This window comes from Nonomuraea sp. NPDC003754, assembly GCF_053605785.1.
The window spans coordinates 1-15462 of record NZ_JBSGJX010000062.1 but is presented as its reverse complement, the minus strand read 5'-3'; the positions used below and the strand labels follow the sequence as shown (position 1 = coordinate 15462).

The window sequence follows — 15462 nt, the reverse complement described above, 5'->3', positions numbered from 1 at the left end:
TGTTGCTGCGCGCACCCGCTGAAACCAAGTACGCCGACGAGCTCGACTACCTGGAGTCGATCGACAAAGGCCCCAAGCCGTTCTCGTGGCGGCTCAGCCCCCGCATGGTGCGGATCTTCGTGCTCGGCTCCGAGCGCTCCGACGGGATCGAGCGCGAGATCCCGCAGAAGTGGTTCGGCGACCGCAGCTTCGTCGAACGCGCCATCGTCACCCTGGCCTCCGACCGCGGCCTGCTGCTGATCGGCGACCCCGGCACGGGCAAGAGCTGGCTGGCCGAGCTGCTCGCCGCCGCCGTCTGCCGCAACTCCACCCTGGTCGTGCAGGGTACGGCGGGCACCACCGAGGACCACATCAAGTACTCGTGGAACGTCTCCATGGTCATCGCCAAGGGCCAGTCCCGCGAGTCGATGATCCCCTCGCCGATCATGACGGCGATGGAGCAGGGCGTGATCGGCCGCTTCGAGGAGCTGACCAGGTCCACCAGCGACGTCCAGGACGCGCTCATCTCGATCCTGTCGGAGAAGTACGTCTCCATCCCCGAGCTCCCCGACGGCGACGACAACATCGTCTTCGCCCAGCCCGGCTTCTCGATCATCGCCACGGCCAACAGCCGCGACCGGGGCGTCAACGACCTGTCCTCCGCGCTGAAGCGCCGCTTCAACTTCGTCCGCATCCCCGTCGTCACCAACAAGAAGAGCGAGGCGGAGATCGTCCGCTTCCGCACGACGGAGCTGCTGCGCAGGCACCAGATCGAGCTCGACGTGCCGCCCACGCTGCTGGACATCCTGCTGCAGAGCTTCTCCGACCTGCGGGCCGCGGCCGCCTCGGCCACCAGCGACGACGAGAAGCTGGAGTCGGCGCTGTCCACGGCCGAGCAGATCGGCGTGCTCGAGGACGCCATCCTGCACAGCACCTTCTTCGGCGACACCAGGCTGCGGGCCCAGACCCTGGCCGGCTCGCTGGTCACCTCGCTGGCCCGGCGCAGCCCCGAGGACCTCGCCATCCTCAACAAGTACTGGCACGGGGTCGTCGAGCCGCGCAGCAAGAAGGAGGGCGGCGACTGGGCGGAGTTCCTCGAAGGCGGCCGCCAGGCGATCGCCACGCTCTCATGAGCGGTCCCTTCGACCCGCTGCGCGAGCAGCTCGCCGCGGCGGCCCAGGAGTTCGCGGGCGTCGGCATCCTGCCCGGGATGGTCGACGACGTCGAGCGGGCGCTGGCCGAGGAGCTGGAGATCTTCCCGGTCTGCCACCACTCGCCGGCCTCCGCGCTGGCGATGGTGCGCAGGCTGAGGGAGAAGCAGCCCAAGGTCATCTACCTGGAGCTGTGCGAGGACCTGCGGCCCGTCCTCGACGAGCTGGTCAACTGCCGCCTGCCCGTGGCGTTGCAGGCCTTCGCCACTGACATCGACGGCTTCCCCGCCGAATGGGCGCCGCTGAGCGTGATCGCGCCCATCACCGAGTCGTCGGCGGAGTACCAGGCCATCGCCTACGCGCTCCAGACGCCCGGCGTGGAGATCGTCCTGGTCGACCGCTCGGTCGACCACGTCTTCCAGTGGGCGCCGCGCGAGCGCGACGGCGACCCGGCCGCGGAGAAGACGGTCGAACCGGTGGTCGACACGGTCGGCGTCGAGATCGGCGACCTGCGCCCCCGCTTCGCCGAACTCGAGGAGCACCTGCTCCACCACGGCAAGGTGCGGCACTGGTCGGAGTGGTGGGACCAGTACGTCGAGCAGCCGCTCTCCGGCGCCGACTACGACACCTACCGCCAGGTCATGGTGCTGATCGGCAGCCTGTTCCGGCGCCTGCGCCCCGACGGCAACGAGGTCGACGAGGACCGCGAGCGCTACATGTGGACCCGCATGCGCGAGCACCTGGCCGCCACCGGCGCCGACCCTGCGACCTGCCTGTACGTGTGCGGCGCCTTCCACGCCGCCAGCCCCGTGATGGGCGAGCACCTCGACATCACCCCCCGTACGGCCACGCAGTGGCTCTACGGCCTCATCCCCTCCAGCCACTCGCAGATCGAGCGGCAGTTCGCCCTGGCGCCAGGCTCGGTGTCGATCGCCTCGGCGACGTGGGAGAAGGCGGTCAAGCGCACCGGCGTCACGCCGTTCAGGCTCGGCGGCAAGCCCAGGAAGGGCAAGGCCACGCCGGCCACGCCCAGGCCCGTCAGCGACCGGCTGTCGGACTTCCTGCGGCAGCCGCCCTCCCTCGACAGTTTCGACGAGGCCGAGCTGCTCGACTGGTGCGTCGAGATCGTCCGGCTGGCCCGCCGCAACGGCTACCAGTCCAGCACCGCCGACGCCATCGCCGTGTACGAGACGTCGATCCTGCTGGCGGGCATGCGCAACAGGAAGCGGCCCACGCCGTACGACTTCCAGGACGCCGCGGTCACCTGCATCGAGAAGGACGTCGTGCCGGGCCGGCGCGACGTGCGCCGCCTGTGCGAGATCATGCTCGGCGGCGACAGGATCGGCCAGGTCGGCTACGACTCGCTGCCGCCGCTGGCCCGCGACGTGCTCGACCGCCTCGCCCCGCTCGGGCTCGACCTGCAGAAGCGCACGCTGTCCAGGGCGCTGATGAACCTCGACACCGACCCCGAGCTGGTGCCGTGCTCCGACCTGCTGTGGATGCTGCGCTACCTGCTGCCCGAGGGCGCGGTGAAGCCCATCATGGGCTCGCGGGTGCTCGGCGAGCGGTCCATCCAGGAGAGCTGGGACCTGTGGCTGGGCAAGTACCAGCGGGAGCTGATCGAGCTCGGCTACGAGGGCGTGACCATCGAGCAGGTGCTGGAGCAGCGGCTGCGCGCGGCGGCGTGGGACCAGAAGGCGACCGCCGCCACGGTGCTCGCCGCGGTCGAGGACTCACTCCTGTTCCTGGGCAGCCGCAGGTTCACCGAGGAGCTGGGCGCGCGGGCGGTGGAGCTGCTGGCCGCCGAGCGGACCGTGGACGACGCCCCCGAGGTGCTGCGGCGGATCCGGCGGCTGCTGGCCTACTACCGGTCGGCGGGCCACGGGCTGCCGGCCTGGTGCGAGGCGTTCGTCACCGCGGGCTACGCCCACTACTGCACGCTGCTGCCCACGGCCTTCGTCGACGAGGAGTCGGGGGTCAGGCAGGTCGGCGCGATGCTGGGCTTCCTGTTCTCCATGGAGAGCCTCGCGCTGTCCCTGGGCTGCGACAGGGCGCAGCTGGAGCTGGCGGTGCAGCAGTCGCACCCGGAGGCGCCGCCGAAGGTGGCGCTGCTGTGGACGGCCAAGTTCCAGCTGGGCCTGCTGTCCATGGCGGACCTGCGGGCGCTCACCGCCGACCTGCTGGACAACCCGCTCGTCGTGCCGTCGGTGCCGCTCTACGTCTCCGGCTTCGTGCAGGCGCTGGAGTCGGCTCCCGCGCTGACGTCCTTCGTGGTCGAGGTGCTGTCCGGCGCGTTCGGGCGGCTGCCCGACGACGTGCTGATCCCGTGGCTGCCGAAGCTGATCGCCGCGCTGCGCAAGGAGGCGCCCGAGCTCGTGCCCGTGCTGGTGCGCGAGGCGGGCCGTACCTTCCCCGGCACGCTGGCCGCCGTCGACGCGTGGGTGGCGCCCTGGTCGGCCCAGGCCGCTCCGGCGGTGCCCGCGGCCGTCGCGGCAGGACCCGTCGGGGAGCTGCTGGCCGCGCACCCCGCCGCCACGGACGCCCTCGCCGCGCTGCTCGGCTGCTCGGGCGAGTGGCAGCAGGCCGGCGGGCCGCCGGTCGCCGAGGGGAACCCCGAGGTGGCGACGCTCCTGGCCGCCCACCCGCAGACCGCCGCCGCCCTGGCCGCCCTGCTCTAGGGGGGGCTTGCCGCCCTGCTCTCCACGGGCGGGGCGGCTGCGGCGGTGGTGTCATCGGGCGGTGAGGCCGCGCACCCCCGGTGACAGCAGCGCGGCCAGCGCGACGGCGACGATGAGCGCCGCGCAGCCCAGCAGTGCGGGCGCGGGCCCGGTCGCGACGGCGACCGGGCCGGCCACCAGCAGCCCGATCGGCCCGAACATCAGCGAGCCGAGCGCGTCGTAGGAGCTGACCCGCGACAGCGACGCGGGCGGGATCTCCCGCTGCATCGTGGTCTGCCACAGCACCCCGAAGACGTCCATGCAGACACCCATCAGCACCGCGCCCAGCACCACCGTCCACAGCGGCGCACCCGACCCCAGCAGCAGGTACGGCAGCGCCGTGGGGATCATCAGCAGCGTCCCGAGCAGGATGGGCCGCCGGGGACGCAGCCGCATCGCGACCACGACCCCGCCGATCATGCCGACCGCCTCACCCGCCAGGACGGCCGACCACGCCGGCGGGCCACCGAGGCTCTGCTTGGCCAGCAGCGGGCCGAGCACGCCGTGCGCCCCCTGCATCGCCATCACCATCACGGAGAACTGCGCCACGACCACCCACAGCCACTGGCGGGAGATGAACTCGCGCCAGCCGTCGCGCAGGTCGGCCAGCACCGAGTGACCGGGGGTCAGCATCCGCTCCGCGGGCGGCAGGCTGATCCCCGCCACGCAGGTCGCCCCCAGCGCGAACATCACGGCGCTGGCGACCAGCGCCCACCCGCTGCCCACCAGCGTCACCACGGCTCCGCTGAGCACCAGCCCGATCACGCGCCCGGCGTTCGTGCCGAGCCCGAGCAGGGCGTTGGCGGTCTGCAGCCGCTCGGACGGCACCACGTCGGGCACGATCCCCGTCAGCGCCGGATACATCATCGCCATCGCGACGCCGCTGACCGCCGCGGCGATCACCAGGGCCGGCACGGGCGTCCAGCGGGTCAGCAACATCAGGGCCAGGGCGGCGAAGGCCGCCGCGCTGGTCGCGTCGGCGGCGAGCATCACCCTGTTCCGCGGCAACCGGTCCGCGATCACCCCGCCGACCAGCATGAACACCACCATCGGGACGGCCTCGGCGGCCAGCACGACCGACAGCGTGGTGGCGTCGGCGCCGGGCAGGCCGAGCACGCCGAAGGCGAGCGCGACGGGCGCGAAGGCGCTGCCGAGGACCGAGACGAACCTGGCCGCCAGCAGTAACGCGAAGCGGCGCTCACGCAGCAGGCCGAGATCCTTCACCGTCGCCCCCTGTCTCCGGCCGCGAACAGCCTGCGCAGTCCCTCGTCGATGTGTTCGAGTGAGATGCCACCGTAGCCGAGGACGACCCCCCGCTGCGCGGGGCCCGCGTAGTAGGTCGTCAGGTCCTCGGCCGCGACCTCGGGCGCCGCGGCCGGATCGACCTCGCCCTTCGCGCACAGGTGCAGCCCCGCCGCCGAGGGCACCAGGTCGAGCCGGTCGTCCAGGAAGGCGGCGATGCGCGCCCGCCGGGCGGCGTACTCCTTGGTGGCCTTGCGCACGTGCCTGGCCAGCAGCCCCTCGTCGATGAACCGGGCGAGCGCCGCCTGCGTGGTGGTCTCGCTGTGCCAGTCGGTCAGCTGCTTGGCGGCGCGCAGCGCGGGCTGGAGCGACGCCGGGGCGACGAGGAAGCCGAGGCGGAGCATCGGGGCCAGCGTCTTGGAGAACGAGCCGACGTAGACGACCCTGCCGCTGCGGTCCAGGCTCTGCAGCGGTTCGAGCGGCCGGTCCTCGAAGCGGAACTCGCTGTCGTAGTCGTCCTCGATCACCAGCGCGTCGCGCCGTGCCGCCCACGCCAGCAGCGCCGTACGGCGGGCCAGCGACATCGGCGTCCCGAGCGGGAACTGGTGCGACGGCGTGACGTAGACCAGCCTGGCGGCGGTGGGAACGGCCGTCACGTCCACCCCTTCGGCGTCCACGGGAACGCTCACGACGCGGGCGCCCAGGGAGCGGAACAGGCGCCGGGCGGGCGGGTAGCCGGGCTCCTCCACCGCCACGCAGTCGCCGGGCTCGATCATCACCCTGCCGATCAGGTCGAGCGCCTGCTGGGCGCCCTGCGTGACGATCACGTCGTCCGGCGCCGCCCTGACCGACCGCGAGATCCCGAAATAGCGGGCTATCGCGGTACGCAGGCCCTCGTGGCCCTCGGGCGGCAGGTACCCGGCCACCCTGACCCGCAGCTCCCTGGCGACCAGCCGCCGCCACGTCTCCAGGGGGAACAGCCGGAGGTCCGGCGTGCCGACGGTGAAGTCGAAGGCGGGCGCGGACCGTCCCGCCAGGGGCGGGATCGACCGCCACACCGCGCGCGGCCGCACGCCGCTTCCCTGCGGAGCCCTGCGCCCCGTCTCGACCCTGGCGGGGGCGCAGACGAACGTGCCCGCGCCCGCCCTGCCCACCAGGAAGCCGTCGGCCATCAGCCGCTCGTAGGCCACGGCCACGGTGTTGCGGGCCACGTCGAGGCCGCGTGCCAGCTCCCGCGTCGGCGGCAGCCGCTCGCCCTGCCTCAGCCGCCCGTCGAGAATGGCGTCGCGCACCTGCCGGTAGATCTGCGCGGCCAGATCGCCTCTGCCGGAGAGGCTGACGTGGAAGTCCATCTTGGCCCCATCGGTTAGCTCGAAATTGGAGCTTACAGACGGCCAAGTCGCGCCCGTAGCCTCGCCTGGTGACGAACCCCCGCCGCCTCCTCACCCTCGCCCAGCTGTCCAACGCCATCGGCGACGGCGCCTACGTCGTCACCTCCACCCTCTACTTCAGCCGGATCGCCGGCCTGTCGCCCGCCGAGATCGGCCTCGGCCTGACCATCGGCTGGGCCGTCGGCACGGTGGCGGGCGTCCCGCTCGGACACCTGGCCGACCGGCGGGGGCCGCGCGGCGTGGCGGTGCTCCTGGCCGTGGCGACGGCGGCGGGCGTCGGCTCGTTCCTGCTGGTGCGCTCGTTCCCACTGTTCCTGTTGGCCGTCTGCCTCTACGCGGCGGCGCAGACGGGGCTGTCGGCGGCGCAGCAGGCGCTGCTCGCGGGTCTGGTGCCGCCCGCCGAGCGCACCCACGTGCGGGCCGTCCTGCAGTCGACGCTGAACGCCGGGCTGGCCGTGGGTGCCGGGCTCGGCGGCCTCGCGCTCCACTTCGACACCACGGCGGCCTACCTGACCGTCTTCGCCGTCGACGCGGCGAGCTACCTGGTCGCGGCGGCGGTGCTCACCCGGATGCCCGCCGTACCGGCGGTGCCGCGGGTGAAGGGAGAGCCGCGCCTCGCGGTCCTGCGCGACCGGCCCTACGCGGTGGTCACCCTGCTCAACACGGTCATGCTGCTCTACCGGCCGCTGATCAGCCTGGTGCTGCCGCTGTGGATCGTCCAGCGGACCGACGCGCCCGCGTGGACCGTCTCCGCCGTGCTGGTGCTCAACACCGCGTGCGTCGTGCTGTTCCAGGTCCGCGTCGCGCGCAGGGTGCGCGACCTGGTCTCGGCCTCCCGCTCGGTACGGCTGGCCGGCCTGGTCCTGTTCGTGTCGTGCCTGGTGTTCTCGCAGGGCGACACGGTCGTGCTGCTGCTGGCCGCGGCGCTGTTGCAGGTGCTCGGCGAGATGCTGCTGGCCGCCGGCGCCTGGGAGATCGGCTTCGGCCTCGCGCCCGCCCACAGGCAGGGCCAGTACCAGGGGTTCTTCGGCTCCGGCACCGCCGTCGCCAGGATGGCGGGGCCGGTCCTGCTCACCACGCTCGTCATCGGCTGGGGCACGCCCGGCTGGCTGGTGCTCGGCGGGATGTTCGCGGCGGCCGGCGCCGCGATGGCGCCGGCCGTCCGCTGGGGACTACTTGAAGCCGCGAAGGCGCAGGCTGTTGGTGACGACGAAGACGCTGGAGAACGCCATCGCGGCACCGGCGATCATCGGGTTGAGCATTCCGAGCGCCGCCAGCGGGAGCGCGGCCACGTTGTAGGCGAAGGCCCAGAACAGGTTGCCCTTGATGGTGGCGAGCGTCCGGCGTGACAGCCTGATGGCGTCGGCGGCCACCCGCAGGTCGCCTCTCACCAGGGTGAGGTCGGAGGCCTCGATCGCCGCGTCCGTGCCGGTGCCCATCGCCAGACCGAGGTCGGCCTGGGCCAGTGCGGCCGCGTCGTTGACGCCGTCGCCCACCATGGCCACCGACCGCCCCTCGGCCTGCAGCCGCTTGACGACGTCGACCTTGTCGGCCGGCAGGACGTCGGCGATGACCTCGTCGATGCCGACCTCGGCGGCGACGGTCCTGGCGACCGCCTCGTTGTCGCCGGTGAGCAGCACCGGGGTCAGGCCCAGCGCGCGCAGCTGCGCGATCGCCTCGGCGGAGGTCGGCTTGACGACGTCGGCCACCACGAGGACCGCGCGCGCCTTGCCGTCCCAGCCGACCGCCACCGCGGTACGGCCCGCCTCCTGCTCCCGCTCCACCGCCTCGGACAGCTCGGCCGGCAGGTGCTGCGACCACTCGGCCAGCAGCCTCGGCCGGCCGACCAGCACGGCGTGGCCGTCGACGATGCCCTGCACGCCCAGCCCCTCGATGTTGGCGAAGTCCTCCACCGTGGCCTGCGACCGGGCCGCCCTGGCCACGGCCTGCGCGATCGGGTGCTCCGAGGCGTGCTCCAGCGCGCCCGCCAGGCGCAGCGCCTCCTCGCGGTCCTCGCCCTCGGCCACGTGGACCGCGGTCAGCGTCATCCTGCCCTCGGTGACCGTGCCGGTCTTGTCCAGGACGACCGTGTCGATCTTCCTGGTCGACTCCAGCACCTCCGGCCCCTTGATCAGGATGCCGAGCTGCGCGCCCCTGCCCGTGCCGACCAGCAGCGCCGTCGGCGTGGCCAGACCCAGCGCGCACGGGCAGGCGATGATCAGCACCGCGACCGCGGCGGTGAAGGCCGCGCCCGCGCCGCCACCGGTGCCCAGCCAGAAGCCGAGCGTGCCGACCGCCAGCGCGATCACGATGGGGACGAAGATGCCCGAGATCCGGTCGGCCAGCCGCTGGACCTCCGCCTTGCCGGTCTGCGCGTCCTCGACCAGCTTGGCCATCTGGGCCAGCTGGGTGTCGGCGCCGACCCTCTCGGCCCTGACGACCAGCCGGCCGCCCGCGTTGACCGTCGCGCCGACGACCCGGTCACCGGGACGCACCTCCACCGGGACGGACTCGCCGGTCAGCATCGAGGCGTCGACCGCGCTCGAGCCCTCCTCGATCACGCCGTCCGTGGCGATCTTCTCGCCCGGCCGCACGACGAACCGGTCGCCGACCTTGAGCTGGTCGGCGGGGATCCTGCGCCCGTCGACCAGCTCGACGTCCTTGGCGCCCAGCTCCAGCAGCGCCCGCAGCGCGGCGCCCGCCTTGCGCTTGGACCTGGCCTCGAAGTAGCGGCCCGCCAGGATGAACGCCGTCACCCCGGCCGCGGCCTCGAGGTAGATGTTGCCCGAGCCGTCGCTGCGCGCGATCGTGAACTCGAACGGGTGGGTCATGCCGGGGATGCCGGCCGTCCCGAAGAACAGCGCCCACAGCGACCAGGCGAAGGCGGCCAGCGTGCCGATGGACACCAGCGTGTCCATGGTCGCCGCGCCGTGCCGCAGGTTGGTCCACGCGGCCTTGTGGAACGGCCAGCCCGCGTAGACCACCACCGGCGCGGCCAGCGTCAGCGACAGCCACTGCCAGTTGGTGAACTGCAGCGGCGGCACCATCGCCATGGCGATCACCGGGACGCTGAGCACGAGCGCGGTGACCAGCCGGTTGCGCAGCGGTCTGAGCTCGTCCTCCTCCGCCTCCTCCTGGGGCCGCTCCTCGGCCCGCGGGCGGGGCAGCTCGGCGGTGTAGCCCGCCTTCTCCACCTCCGCGACCAGCAGCTGCGGGTCCAGCCCTTCGGGGACGGTGACCTTCGCCTTCTCCGTCGCGTAGTTGACCGTCGCGGTCACGCCGTCCATCTTGTTGAGCTTGCGCTCGATCCTGTTGGCGCAGGAGGCGCAGGTCATGCCGCCGATCGAGAGTTCGACGGCTGTCTCGGTGGCCATCACCTTCTCCTTTCGGCTGCGTCTAGTGGCCGTGCCCGTGGGGCGCGGTGGTGGTGGTGGGGGTGGTGGGTGTCCCGCTCGGGGCGGCCGCGTCGGCCTTCACGGTGAACGCGGCGGTGCGGACCTTGTCCTGGTGCTTGAAGTCGAGGAACAGACGATAGTCGCCCCTGCTGGGCACCTCGGTGTAGAAGGTGAGGCTGTTCTCCTCCGGGTGCACGTGGAGGTAGGCGAGATCGCCCGCGCGCAGCGCCACCAGGTGGCCGAGCGCGCCCAGGTAGGGCTGCACGTCGGTGACCGGCTTGCCGTCCTTGGCGACCGCCAGCGTCAGCTTGGTGGTCTGTCCCGGCACCACGTCTCCGGTGAGCGTCACGGTGTATCCGTCGACCTCGGCGGTACGGCTGACCGCGGGAAGCTGCTTCGGCGCGAAGTCGCCGCCGGCGAACAGGTCGACGCCGAGCGTCATCGCGCTCCCGCCCGCGGGCAGGATGTCGGCGTAGGCGCGGTAGACGCCCGCCTCAGGCAGGTTCAGCTTGACCGTCCACACGCCGTCGGCGCCCTCCTCGGGGTGGAGGTGCTGGAAGCTGTTCAGGTCGCGGGAGACGACGATGAAGTGGACCTTCTTCTCGTGCTGGACCTCGAAGCCGGTCACCGGCTTGCCGTCGGGGCCCGTGACGGTGAAGCTGAAGTCGGCAGGCTTGCCCGGCTCCAGCGTGGTGGTCGCGGGCGTGAGGGTGTAGCCGTTCTCGGACACTTGGAGCCCCCCGGGGATGTCCTCGGGCGCCGTGTCCTTCCCGGCGCTCTCGGTGTGACCAGCTTCTTCTGTGCGGCCTGCGGCTTCGTCGTGACCCGCGGCCTCGGTGGTGCCGGCGGTCTCGGCGTGGCCTTCCGTCGCGGCGTGACCGGTGGTCCCGGTGCTCGCCCCGGTGTGGCCTGCGGCCTCGGCGTGGGCGCTCGCCTGGGGCGGCGCGCCCACCTGGCCGACCGCGCTGCCCACGCCCAGCGCCGCGCCGAAGACGACGGCGAGGCCCAGAGCGTATGCGCCCAGCTTGGCGGGAGTGTTCATCACTGATGGGCCACTTCGTATCCGGCCGCCTCGACGGCGGCGACGATCTGGTCCTTGTCGAGGGGGGCGGCGCTCTCCACGGTCAGCAGGCCCGTCGACAGGTCCACCTCGACACCGGTCACGCCCTGGACCTCGCCGACCTCCTCCTTCACGGAGCTCACGCAGTGGCCGCAGGTCATTCCCTTGACGGTGTAGGTGGCGGTGCTCATCTGATATCTCCCTGTCGATGTGCTTCGTGTGGTGAACTCGGTTACGAACGGACGAGCCGGGCGATGGCGTCGGAGGCTTCCTTGACCTTCGCCTGCGCCTCCGGGCCGCCCTTCAGGGTGGCCTCGGCAACACAATGGGCGAGGTGCTCCTCCAAGAGGGAGAGGGCGAAGGACTGGAGCGCGCTCGTGGTGGCCGACACCTGGGTGAGGATGTCGATGCAGTACTTGTCGTCCTCGACCATCCGCTGCAGGCCCCTGGCCTGGCCTTCGATCCGGCGCAGGCGCCGGAGGTGGTCATCCTTGTTGCCGGTGTATCCAGCCATGGTTCTCGCCTCCCCTGTTCATCCAGCATAACACCGTACCCCCCTAGGGTATTCCGGCGAGGCTGGTTTTTCTGGCGTCGAGGTGGACGTGCGCGGCTTCGGTTTCGGTTTGCGTGTGAGGCTCGTGCGCTCGGTGAGGCGTGTCCCTGGACCCTTCTCACGTACCCCGGCCAGGTATGCAAGAGGTGTCCATAATGGGACGCGCCGCGGATCCGCGTCGCCGTTGGCGCCGTCGTATCGGAAGATTGGGTAGAACTGGATAGGTCCGCACCCGGGGGAGCAGAGCCAAGCCTTGCTAGGCTGCTGTGCAACCGTTGCAACCGGGCGTTGTCTCACCCCGGCAAGGTGAGACCGTCGAAGAAGTGGGGTCACACCGTGAAGAAGCTGCTCGTTCTGGCGCTGCTCGCCCTCGGGGGGCTGCTCATCTGGCGTAAGGTGCAGGCCGACCGGGCCGAGCTCGATCTCTGGACCGAGGCGACCGGCAGCGAGAACTGACGATCGTGGCGACGAGGGTATGACCGAGTCCGGCCCCATCACGCTGGTCTGTCTCGACCTCGCCGGCACCACGATCGGCGACATCGCCACGGTCGAACGAGCATTCGCCGAGGCGATCGCCACCCAGGGCATCGTCCCAGGGACCGGTGCGTACGCGCGGGCCATGGTCCACGTGCACCGGTCCCGCGGTTGCCCCAAGATCGATGTCTTCCGCGGGATCTTCCCTGGCAACGAGGCCCAGGCGCAGGCCGCCAACCTGACGTTCGAGCGTTCTTACGAGGGCGCCATCGAGCGGGCAGGTCTCCTTCCCGTGCCCGGAGTCGTGGAGGCGCTCGACAAGATCCGCGGCTCGGGCCTCCGGACCGCGCTGATCACCGGCTTCAGCCGTACCACCCTGAGCAGGGTGCTGAGCGTGCTCGGCTGGCACGACAAGATCGACCTCGCCATCAGCCCCGAAGACGCGGGCCGCGGCAGGCCCTGGCCCGACATGGTGCTCCACGCGGTGCTCCGGCTGGGCGTCGAGGACGTACGCCACGTCGCCGTCGTCGGCGACTCCGAGAACGACATGCTGGCCGGACGGCGCGCCGGCGCCTCGGTGGTCGCCGGGCTCATGACGGGCGTCCACAGCCGCGACCGCCTGCTCAAAGGCGGCGCGACCCACATCCTCCACTCGCTGGCGGAGTTCCCCGAACTACTCCTCGGCGGCGAGTACGACCCGCCCGCGGTGGCCGTCGCGCAGACCTGACGTTAGTCACTCTCCGTCATCGGGTATGTCGCGTCTCGTGATCATGCATGATCACGACGGATACACCTGTGAGAGGTACCCATGCGTCTTGCGCACGCACTTGTCGTGCTGGCCGCCAGCAGTGCCAGCCTGTTCGCCGTCCCGGCCCACGCCGCCCCGCTGCCCACCTACGGGTGCTTCGACATCCAGAAGAGGGACGGGGCCGCCGCCGTCATGGCGGTGTACTGCGAGTCCATGAACGGAGCACCCACCTTCGGGGAGATCACGACCGCGTTCAGGATCGTCCCGAACGACAGCCAGGAGAACGTCACCTACGTGTGCAGGATCCCGGCGGGCCGAAGGGTGTCGGGGTACGCGGGCGGCTACCCGGGGGCGATCCTCGGGTTCTCCTGCAGGGAGCGGGAGAGCCTCCCGGCCGACCAGCGGACCACCCAGCTCGAGCAGCCGCAGCCGCTACCGCTGCAGCCGGCTCTGGTGCTCGACCCGATCAGGGTGTTCCTCCGGTAGCCCTTTCGCCTCGTGGCGGACGGCCGGGGCCACTGACCCCCGGCCGTCTCGGTCCCGCATCCGTTCGGCCCCCGGACCAGGGCGACCACACGGGTCCGGCGGCCGTCCTCTACGCGACCTCGGCCGCGCGTCCGGCAGCCCAGCAGCCCGCTACGCGACCTCGGCCGCAGGCGCCGTCCAGGTGTTGCACGCGCCAGGATCCCCGGTGGCGAAACCGCGCCCGACCCACAGGCGAACGTTGGCGGTCTTGCCGTACAGCCTCCGATGCCCGGGGGCGTCACCCTGCACGATCGACAGGAGATACTTCCAGTCGCGCGAGGACCTACCCTCAAGGGGCCAGACGCTCTTGACGAACGCGCCCGACAAGCAGGCGGCCTGCAGGTTGTAGCGGCGCACCCGCTCGGCGCGCTCGGTCGGGCTGTCGTAGAAGGCCTGGCCGTCCACGCTGTAGACGATGTCGACGAGCCGCTGCACGTGGTGGGCGTAGATCGTGGCCGTGTTGTGCAGAAGCCACAGGTCGGACGGATCGTCGAGCCAGGACCGGCCGAGCTTGAAGACAACCGCGCGGGCGTCGTGGCAGTAGACACTGTCGGAGTCCCACTTGGGGTTGATGTCGCAGTAGCCGCTGCTGACGAACTTGAGGCGGGCACCCTCGAACCGCACGCCGTTCTCCGACAGGTACTGCTCCCAGGTGGCCTCGAGGCACTGCATGACCCCGCCGATGTACCGCTTGGCCGCCGCACGGTCGTCGCGCGCGACCGGCTGCTCCTCGCACGTGGACTTGGGCAGCCTGCCCATCCTGTACAGCTCGTTCTCGGTGAGAACCTTCTGCTTGACGGGATACGCCTCCGCCGTCGCGGTCCCGCTCAGCCCCAGGGCCGCGACGCAGGACAAGGCGGCGATCAGACGAAGCTTCATGATCGGGAGTAGAACACATGAGCTACGGCGGTCGATCCACGCCCCCTCGACTGTGCGCTCTGACCGGCCTCCCCTGAGGTCCACCACTAGATGAGGCGCCCCCGGCCGGCGCCGACGAGCCCCCGGCAGACCATCGCCCACGCAAGGATTTCGGAGCGGTCAGCGGACCGCTGCCCCCAGCCGGGCCAGGAACGACGCGCGGCAACCGAGTGGCGGGAAAGCCCATGGTGTTGGTACGGTGTACAGCCGGGGCAAGTTTGACCATGCAGACGTTTCCGCAGGTCAACAGGCCCTTTTGAGGGGCCTTAGCTCAGTTGGCAGAGCGCCTGCTTTGCAAGCAGGATGTCAGGAGTTCGAATCTCCTAGGCTCCACCTCTCTTCACCTGTGAAAAAGCCCAGGTCAGACATGATCATCTGCCCTGGGCTTCTATGTGTCTGGGAGGAATTTGGGAGGCGTGCCCGTCACGTGCCCGATGGCTTCTTGAGTGCTCCTCGGGCGAGGTGATCGAGCTTGCGTGCCACCTCGCGTTGCCGTTCGTCGGTGGAGTGCTGGTAGATCATCGCGGCGCGTGTGCTGGAGTGACCCATGCGGGTCATCAGCTCGCGGATCGAGGCGCCGGCGTTGGCGGCGAGGTTGTTGCCGGTGTGCCGGAGGTCGTGAAAGTGGATCTTCGGTAGGCCCGTGTCTTCGAGTGCGGTGGGCCAGACCCGGCGGTTGAAGTTGCTGTTGCGAATCGGGGCGTCGTCGGGTCCGACGAACACCAGTCCTTCGTCACCCTCCTGGGCGAAGTCCTTCAGGATCAGCTCGGGGATTACGACCGTTCGTTTGCCTGCTGCGGACTTGGGGTCGGTGAACACGAGCCCTTTGCCGGTGATCTGTATGAGCTGGCGTTCCACACGGATGGTTCCGGCGTCGAGGTCGAGGTCTCTTCGTTGAAGGCCGGCCAGCTCGCCCCATCGCAGGCTCGCGAAAGTACCGAGCAGCACCAGGGCGCGGTATCGCTGCTCGATGACCTCGATGAGCTTGTAGACCTGATGACCCGGCGCTCGGCGGACTTCTCCTGTCCCGCGCCCTTGATGCGGCATGGGTTGCGTTTGATCAGCTGGTCATCGACGGCGGTGGTGAAGATGGCCTTGAGGAGCCGGTACGCCTTGGCCGCGGTGCTTAGGCGAACAGCCAGTGGGCTGCGGTGGCGTCATCGAAGATCTTGCCGCGCTTCCACCGGGCAGCGTCCAGGTCGGATCGTTCGGCCGCGCGGACCTGGCGGATGAGTTCTTCAGGGCCGTGGTGTTCGAGAAGGTCAAGGCACTGTCGCCAGGTGGACAGGTGGAAGCGGTCGACAAGCCG

General features: G+C 71.0%; 13 protein-coding genes, 1 tRNA gene and 2 pseudogenes. 7 read left to right on the top strand and 9 right to left on the bottom strand.

Annotated features, from left to right (window positions below):
• Nucleotides 1–2 precede the first annotated feature (2 nt).
• Both ACWEVS_RS42540 and ACWEVS_RS42535 read left to right on the top strand, forming a co-directional pair.
• On the top strand, nt 3–1112 hold the full coding sequence (locus ACWEVS_RS42540; protein WP_354916789.1) for an ATP-binding protein: 1110 nt from the start codon (nt 3–5) through the stop codon (nt 1110–1112).
• The gene (locus ACWEVS_RS42535) at nt 1109–3808 is read left to right on the top strand and encodes a DUF5682 family protein (protein WP_452556579.1); all 2700 of its coding nucleotides are present in this window, start codon (nt 1109–1111) and stop codon (nt 3806–3808) included. Before ACWEVS_RS42540 ends, ACWEVS_RS42535 begins: the two co-directional genes overlap by 4 nt.
• Nucleotides 3809–3859: 51 nt before the next feature.
• Here ACWEVS_RS42535 and ACWEVS_RS42530 read toward each other — a convergent pair whose 3' ends face one another.
• Nucleotides 3860–5071, bottom strand: a complete 1212-nt coding sequence (locus tag ACWEVS_RS42530; protein WP_354916796.1) for an MFS transporter — start codon at nt 5069–5071, stop codon at nt 3860–3862.
• On the bottom strand, nt 5068–6441 hold the full coding sequence (gene pdxR / locus ACWEVS_RS42525; RefSeq protein ID WP_452556577.1) for a MocR-like pyridoxine biosynthesis transcription factor PdxR: 1374 nt from the start codon (nt 6439–6441) through the stop codon (nt 5068–5070). The genes ACWEVS_RS42530 and pdxR overlap by 4 nt, the downstream gene beginning before the upstream one ends.
• Nucleotides 6442–6509: 68 nt before the next feature.
• On the opposite strand from pdxR, the pseudogene ACWEVS_RS42520 reads away from it, so the two are divergent.
• A pseudogene (locus tag ACWEVS_RS42520) lies at nt 6510–7532 on the top strand (MFS transporter); the annotation flags it as partial.
• Nucleotides 7533–7652: 120 nt separating this feature from the next.
• On the opposite strand, the gene ACWEVS_RS42515 reads toward ACWEVS_RS42520, so the two are convergent.
• From ACWEVS_RS42515 to ACWEVS_RS42500, 4 genes are read right to left on the bottom strand one after another with little or no spacing between them, the layout of a single operon-like run.
• Nucleotides 7653–9854: a heavy metal translocating P-type ATPase gene (locus ACWEVS_RS42515; protein ID WP_452556575.1), complete on the bottom strand. Its 2202-nt coding sequence runs from the start codon at nt 9852–9854 to the stop codon at nt 7653–7655.
• 22 nt (nt 9855–9876) lie between these two features.
• Nucleotides 9877–10917 carry a hypothetical protein gene (locus ACWEVS_RS42510; protein WP_452556573.1) on the bottom strand — a complete coding sequence of 347 codons (1041 nt, stop codon included), beginning with the start codon at nt 10915–10917 and terminating at the stop codon, nt 9877–9879.
• A complete protein-coding gene (locus ACWEVS_RS42505; protein ID WP_354916806.1) occupies nt 10917–11126 on the bottom strand; it encodes a heavy-metal-associated domain-containing protein in 210 nt (69 codons plus the stop codon). The genes ACWEVS_RS42510 and ACWEVS_RS42505 overlap by 1 nt, the downstream gene beginning before the upstream one ends.
• A gap of 41 nt (nt 11127–11167) precedes the next feature.
• Nucleotides 11168–11449: a metal-sensitive transcriptional regulator gene (locus tag ACWEVS_RS42500; RefSeq protein ID WP_449916119.1), complete on the bottom strand. Its 282-nt coding sequence runs from the start codon at nt 11447–11449 to the stop codon at nt 11168–11170.
• Nucleotides 11450–11824: 375 nt separating this feature from the next.
• Between ACWEVS_RS42500 and ACWEVS_RS42495 the strand changes: the two genes are divergently transcribed.
• The 3 genes from ACWEVS_RS42495 (at nt 11825) to ACWEVS_RS42485 (ending at nt 13196) form a co-directional block, all read left to right on the top strand.
• A complete protein-coding gene (locus ACWEVS_RS42495) occupies nt 11825–11944 on the top strand; it encodes a DLW-39 family protein (protein ID WP_240506072.1) in 120 nt (39 codons plus the stop codon).
• A 19-nt stretch (nt 11945–11963) separates the two neighbouring features.
• Nucleotides 11964–12689 carry an HAD-IA family hydrolase gene (locus tag ACWEVS_RS42490; protein WP_449916122.1) on the top strand — a complete coding sequence of 242 codons (726 nt, stop codon included), beginning with the start codon at nt 11964–11966 and terminating at the stop codon, nt 12687–12689.
• Between the two features lie 81 nt (nt 12690–12770).
• A complete protein-coding gene (locus tag ACWEVS_RS42485; protein WP_452556571.1) occupies nt 12771–13196 on the top strand; it encodes a hypothetical protein in 426 nt (141 codons plus the stop codon).
• 150 nt (nt 13197–13346) lie between these two features.
• Here ACWEVS_RS42485 and ACWEVS_RS42480 read toward each other — a convergent pair whose 3' ends face one another.
• Nucleotides 13347–14114, bottom strand: coding sequence for a hypothetical protein (locus ACWEVS_RS42480; RefSeq protein WP_452556569.1), 768 nt, complete (start codon nt 14112–14114; stop codon nt 13347–13349).
• 299 nt (nt 14115–14413) lie between these two features.
• Here ACWEVS_RS42480 and ACWEVS_RS42475 point away from each other — a divergent pair.
• A tRNA-Ala gene (locus ACWEVS_RS42475) sits at nt 14414–14486 on the top strand.
• Nucleotides 14487–14576: 90 nt separating this feature from the next.
• Here ACWEVS_RS42475 and ACWEVS_RS42470 read toward each other — a convergent pair.
• Both ACWEVS_RS42470 and ACWEVS_RS42465 read right to left on the bottom strand, forming a co-directional pair.
• Nucleotides 14577–15200 (bottom strand): site-specific integrase, encoded by a 624-nt coding sequence (locus tag ACWEVS_RS42470; RefSeq protein WP_452556567.1) that lies wholly within the window; start codon nt 15198–15200, stop codon nt 14577–14579.
• A 79-nt stretch (nt 15201–15279) separates the two neighbouring features.
• Nucleotides 15280–15462 (bottom strand): annotated as a pseudogene (locus ACWEVS_RS42465) (integrase); the annotation flags it as partial.

What these genes read in the sequence shown, in the direction of transcription:
- ACWEVS_RS42535 (WP_452556579.1), top strand. Translation starts at nt 1,109, where the DNA reads ATGAGCGGTCCCTTCGACCCGCTGCGCGAGCAGCTCGCCGCGGCGGCC.
- pdxR (WP_452556577.1), bottom strand. Translation starts at nt 6,441, where the DNA reads ATGGACTTCCACGTCAGCCTCTCCGGCAGAGGCGATCTGGCCGCGCAG.
- ACWEVS_RS42515 (WP_452556575.1), bottom strand. Translation starts at nt 9,854, where the DNA reads ATGGCCACCGAGACAGCCGTCGAACTCTCGATCGGCGGCATGACCTGC.
- ACWEVS_RS42510 (WP_452556573.1), bottom strand. Translation starts at nt 10,917, where the DNA reads ATGAACACTCCCGCCAAGCTGGGCGCATACGCTCTGGGCCTCGCCGTC.
- ACWEVS_RS42505 (WP_354916806.1), bottom strand. Translation starts at nt 11,126, where the DNA reads ATGAGCACCGCCACCTACACCGTCAAGGGAATGACCTGCGGCCACTGC.
- ACWEVS_RS42500 (WP_449916119.1), bottom strand. Translation starts at nt 11,449, where the DNA reads ATGGCTGGATACACCGGCAACAAGGATGACCACCTCCGGCGCCTGCGC.
- ACWEVS_RS42490 (WP_449916122.1), top strand. Translation starts at nt 11,964, where the DNA reads ATGACCGAGTCCGGCCCCATCACGCTGGTCTGTCTCGACCTCGCCGGC.
- ACWEVS_RS42485 (WP_452556571.1), top strand. Translation starts at nt 12,771, where the DNA reads ATGCGTCTTGCGCACGCACTTGTCGTGCTGGCCGCCAGCAGTGCCAGC.
- ACWEVS_RS42480 (WP_452556569.1), bottom strand. Translation starts at nt 14,114, where the DNA reads ATGAAGCTTCGTCTGATCGCCGCCTTGTCCTGCGTCGCGGCCCTGGGG.
- ACWEVS_RS42470 (WP_452556567.1), bottom strand. Translation starts at nt 15,200, where the DNA reads ATGCCGCATCAAGGGCGCGGGACAGGAGAAGTCCGCCGAGCGCCGGGT.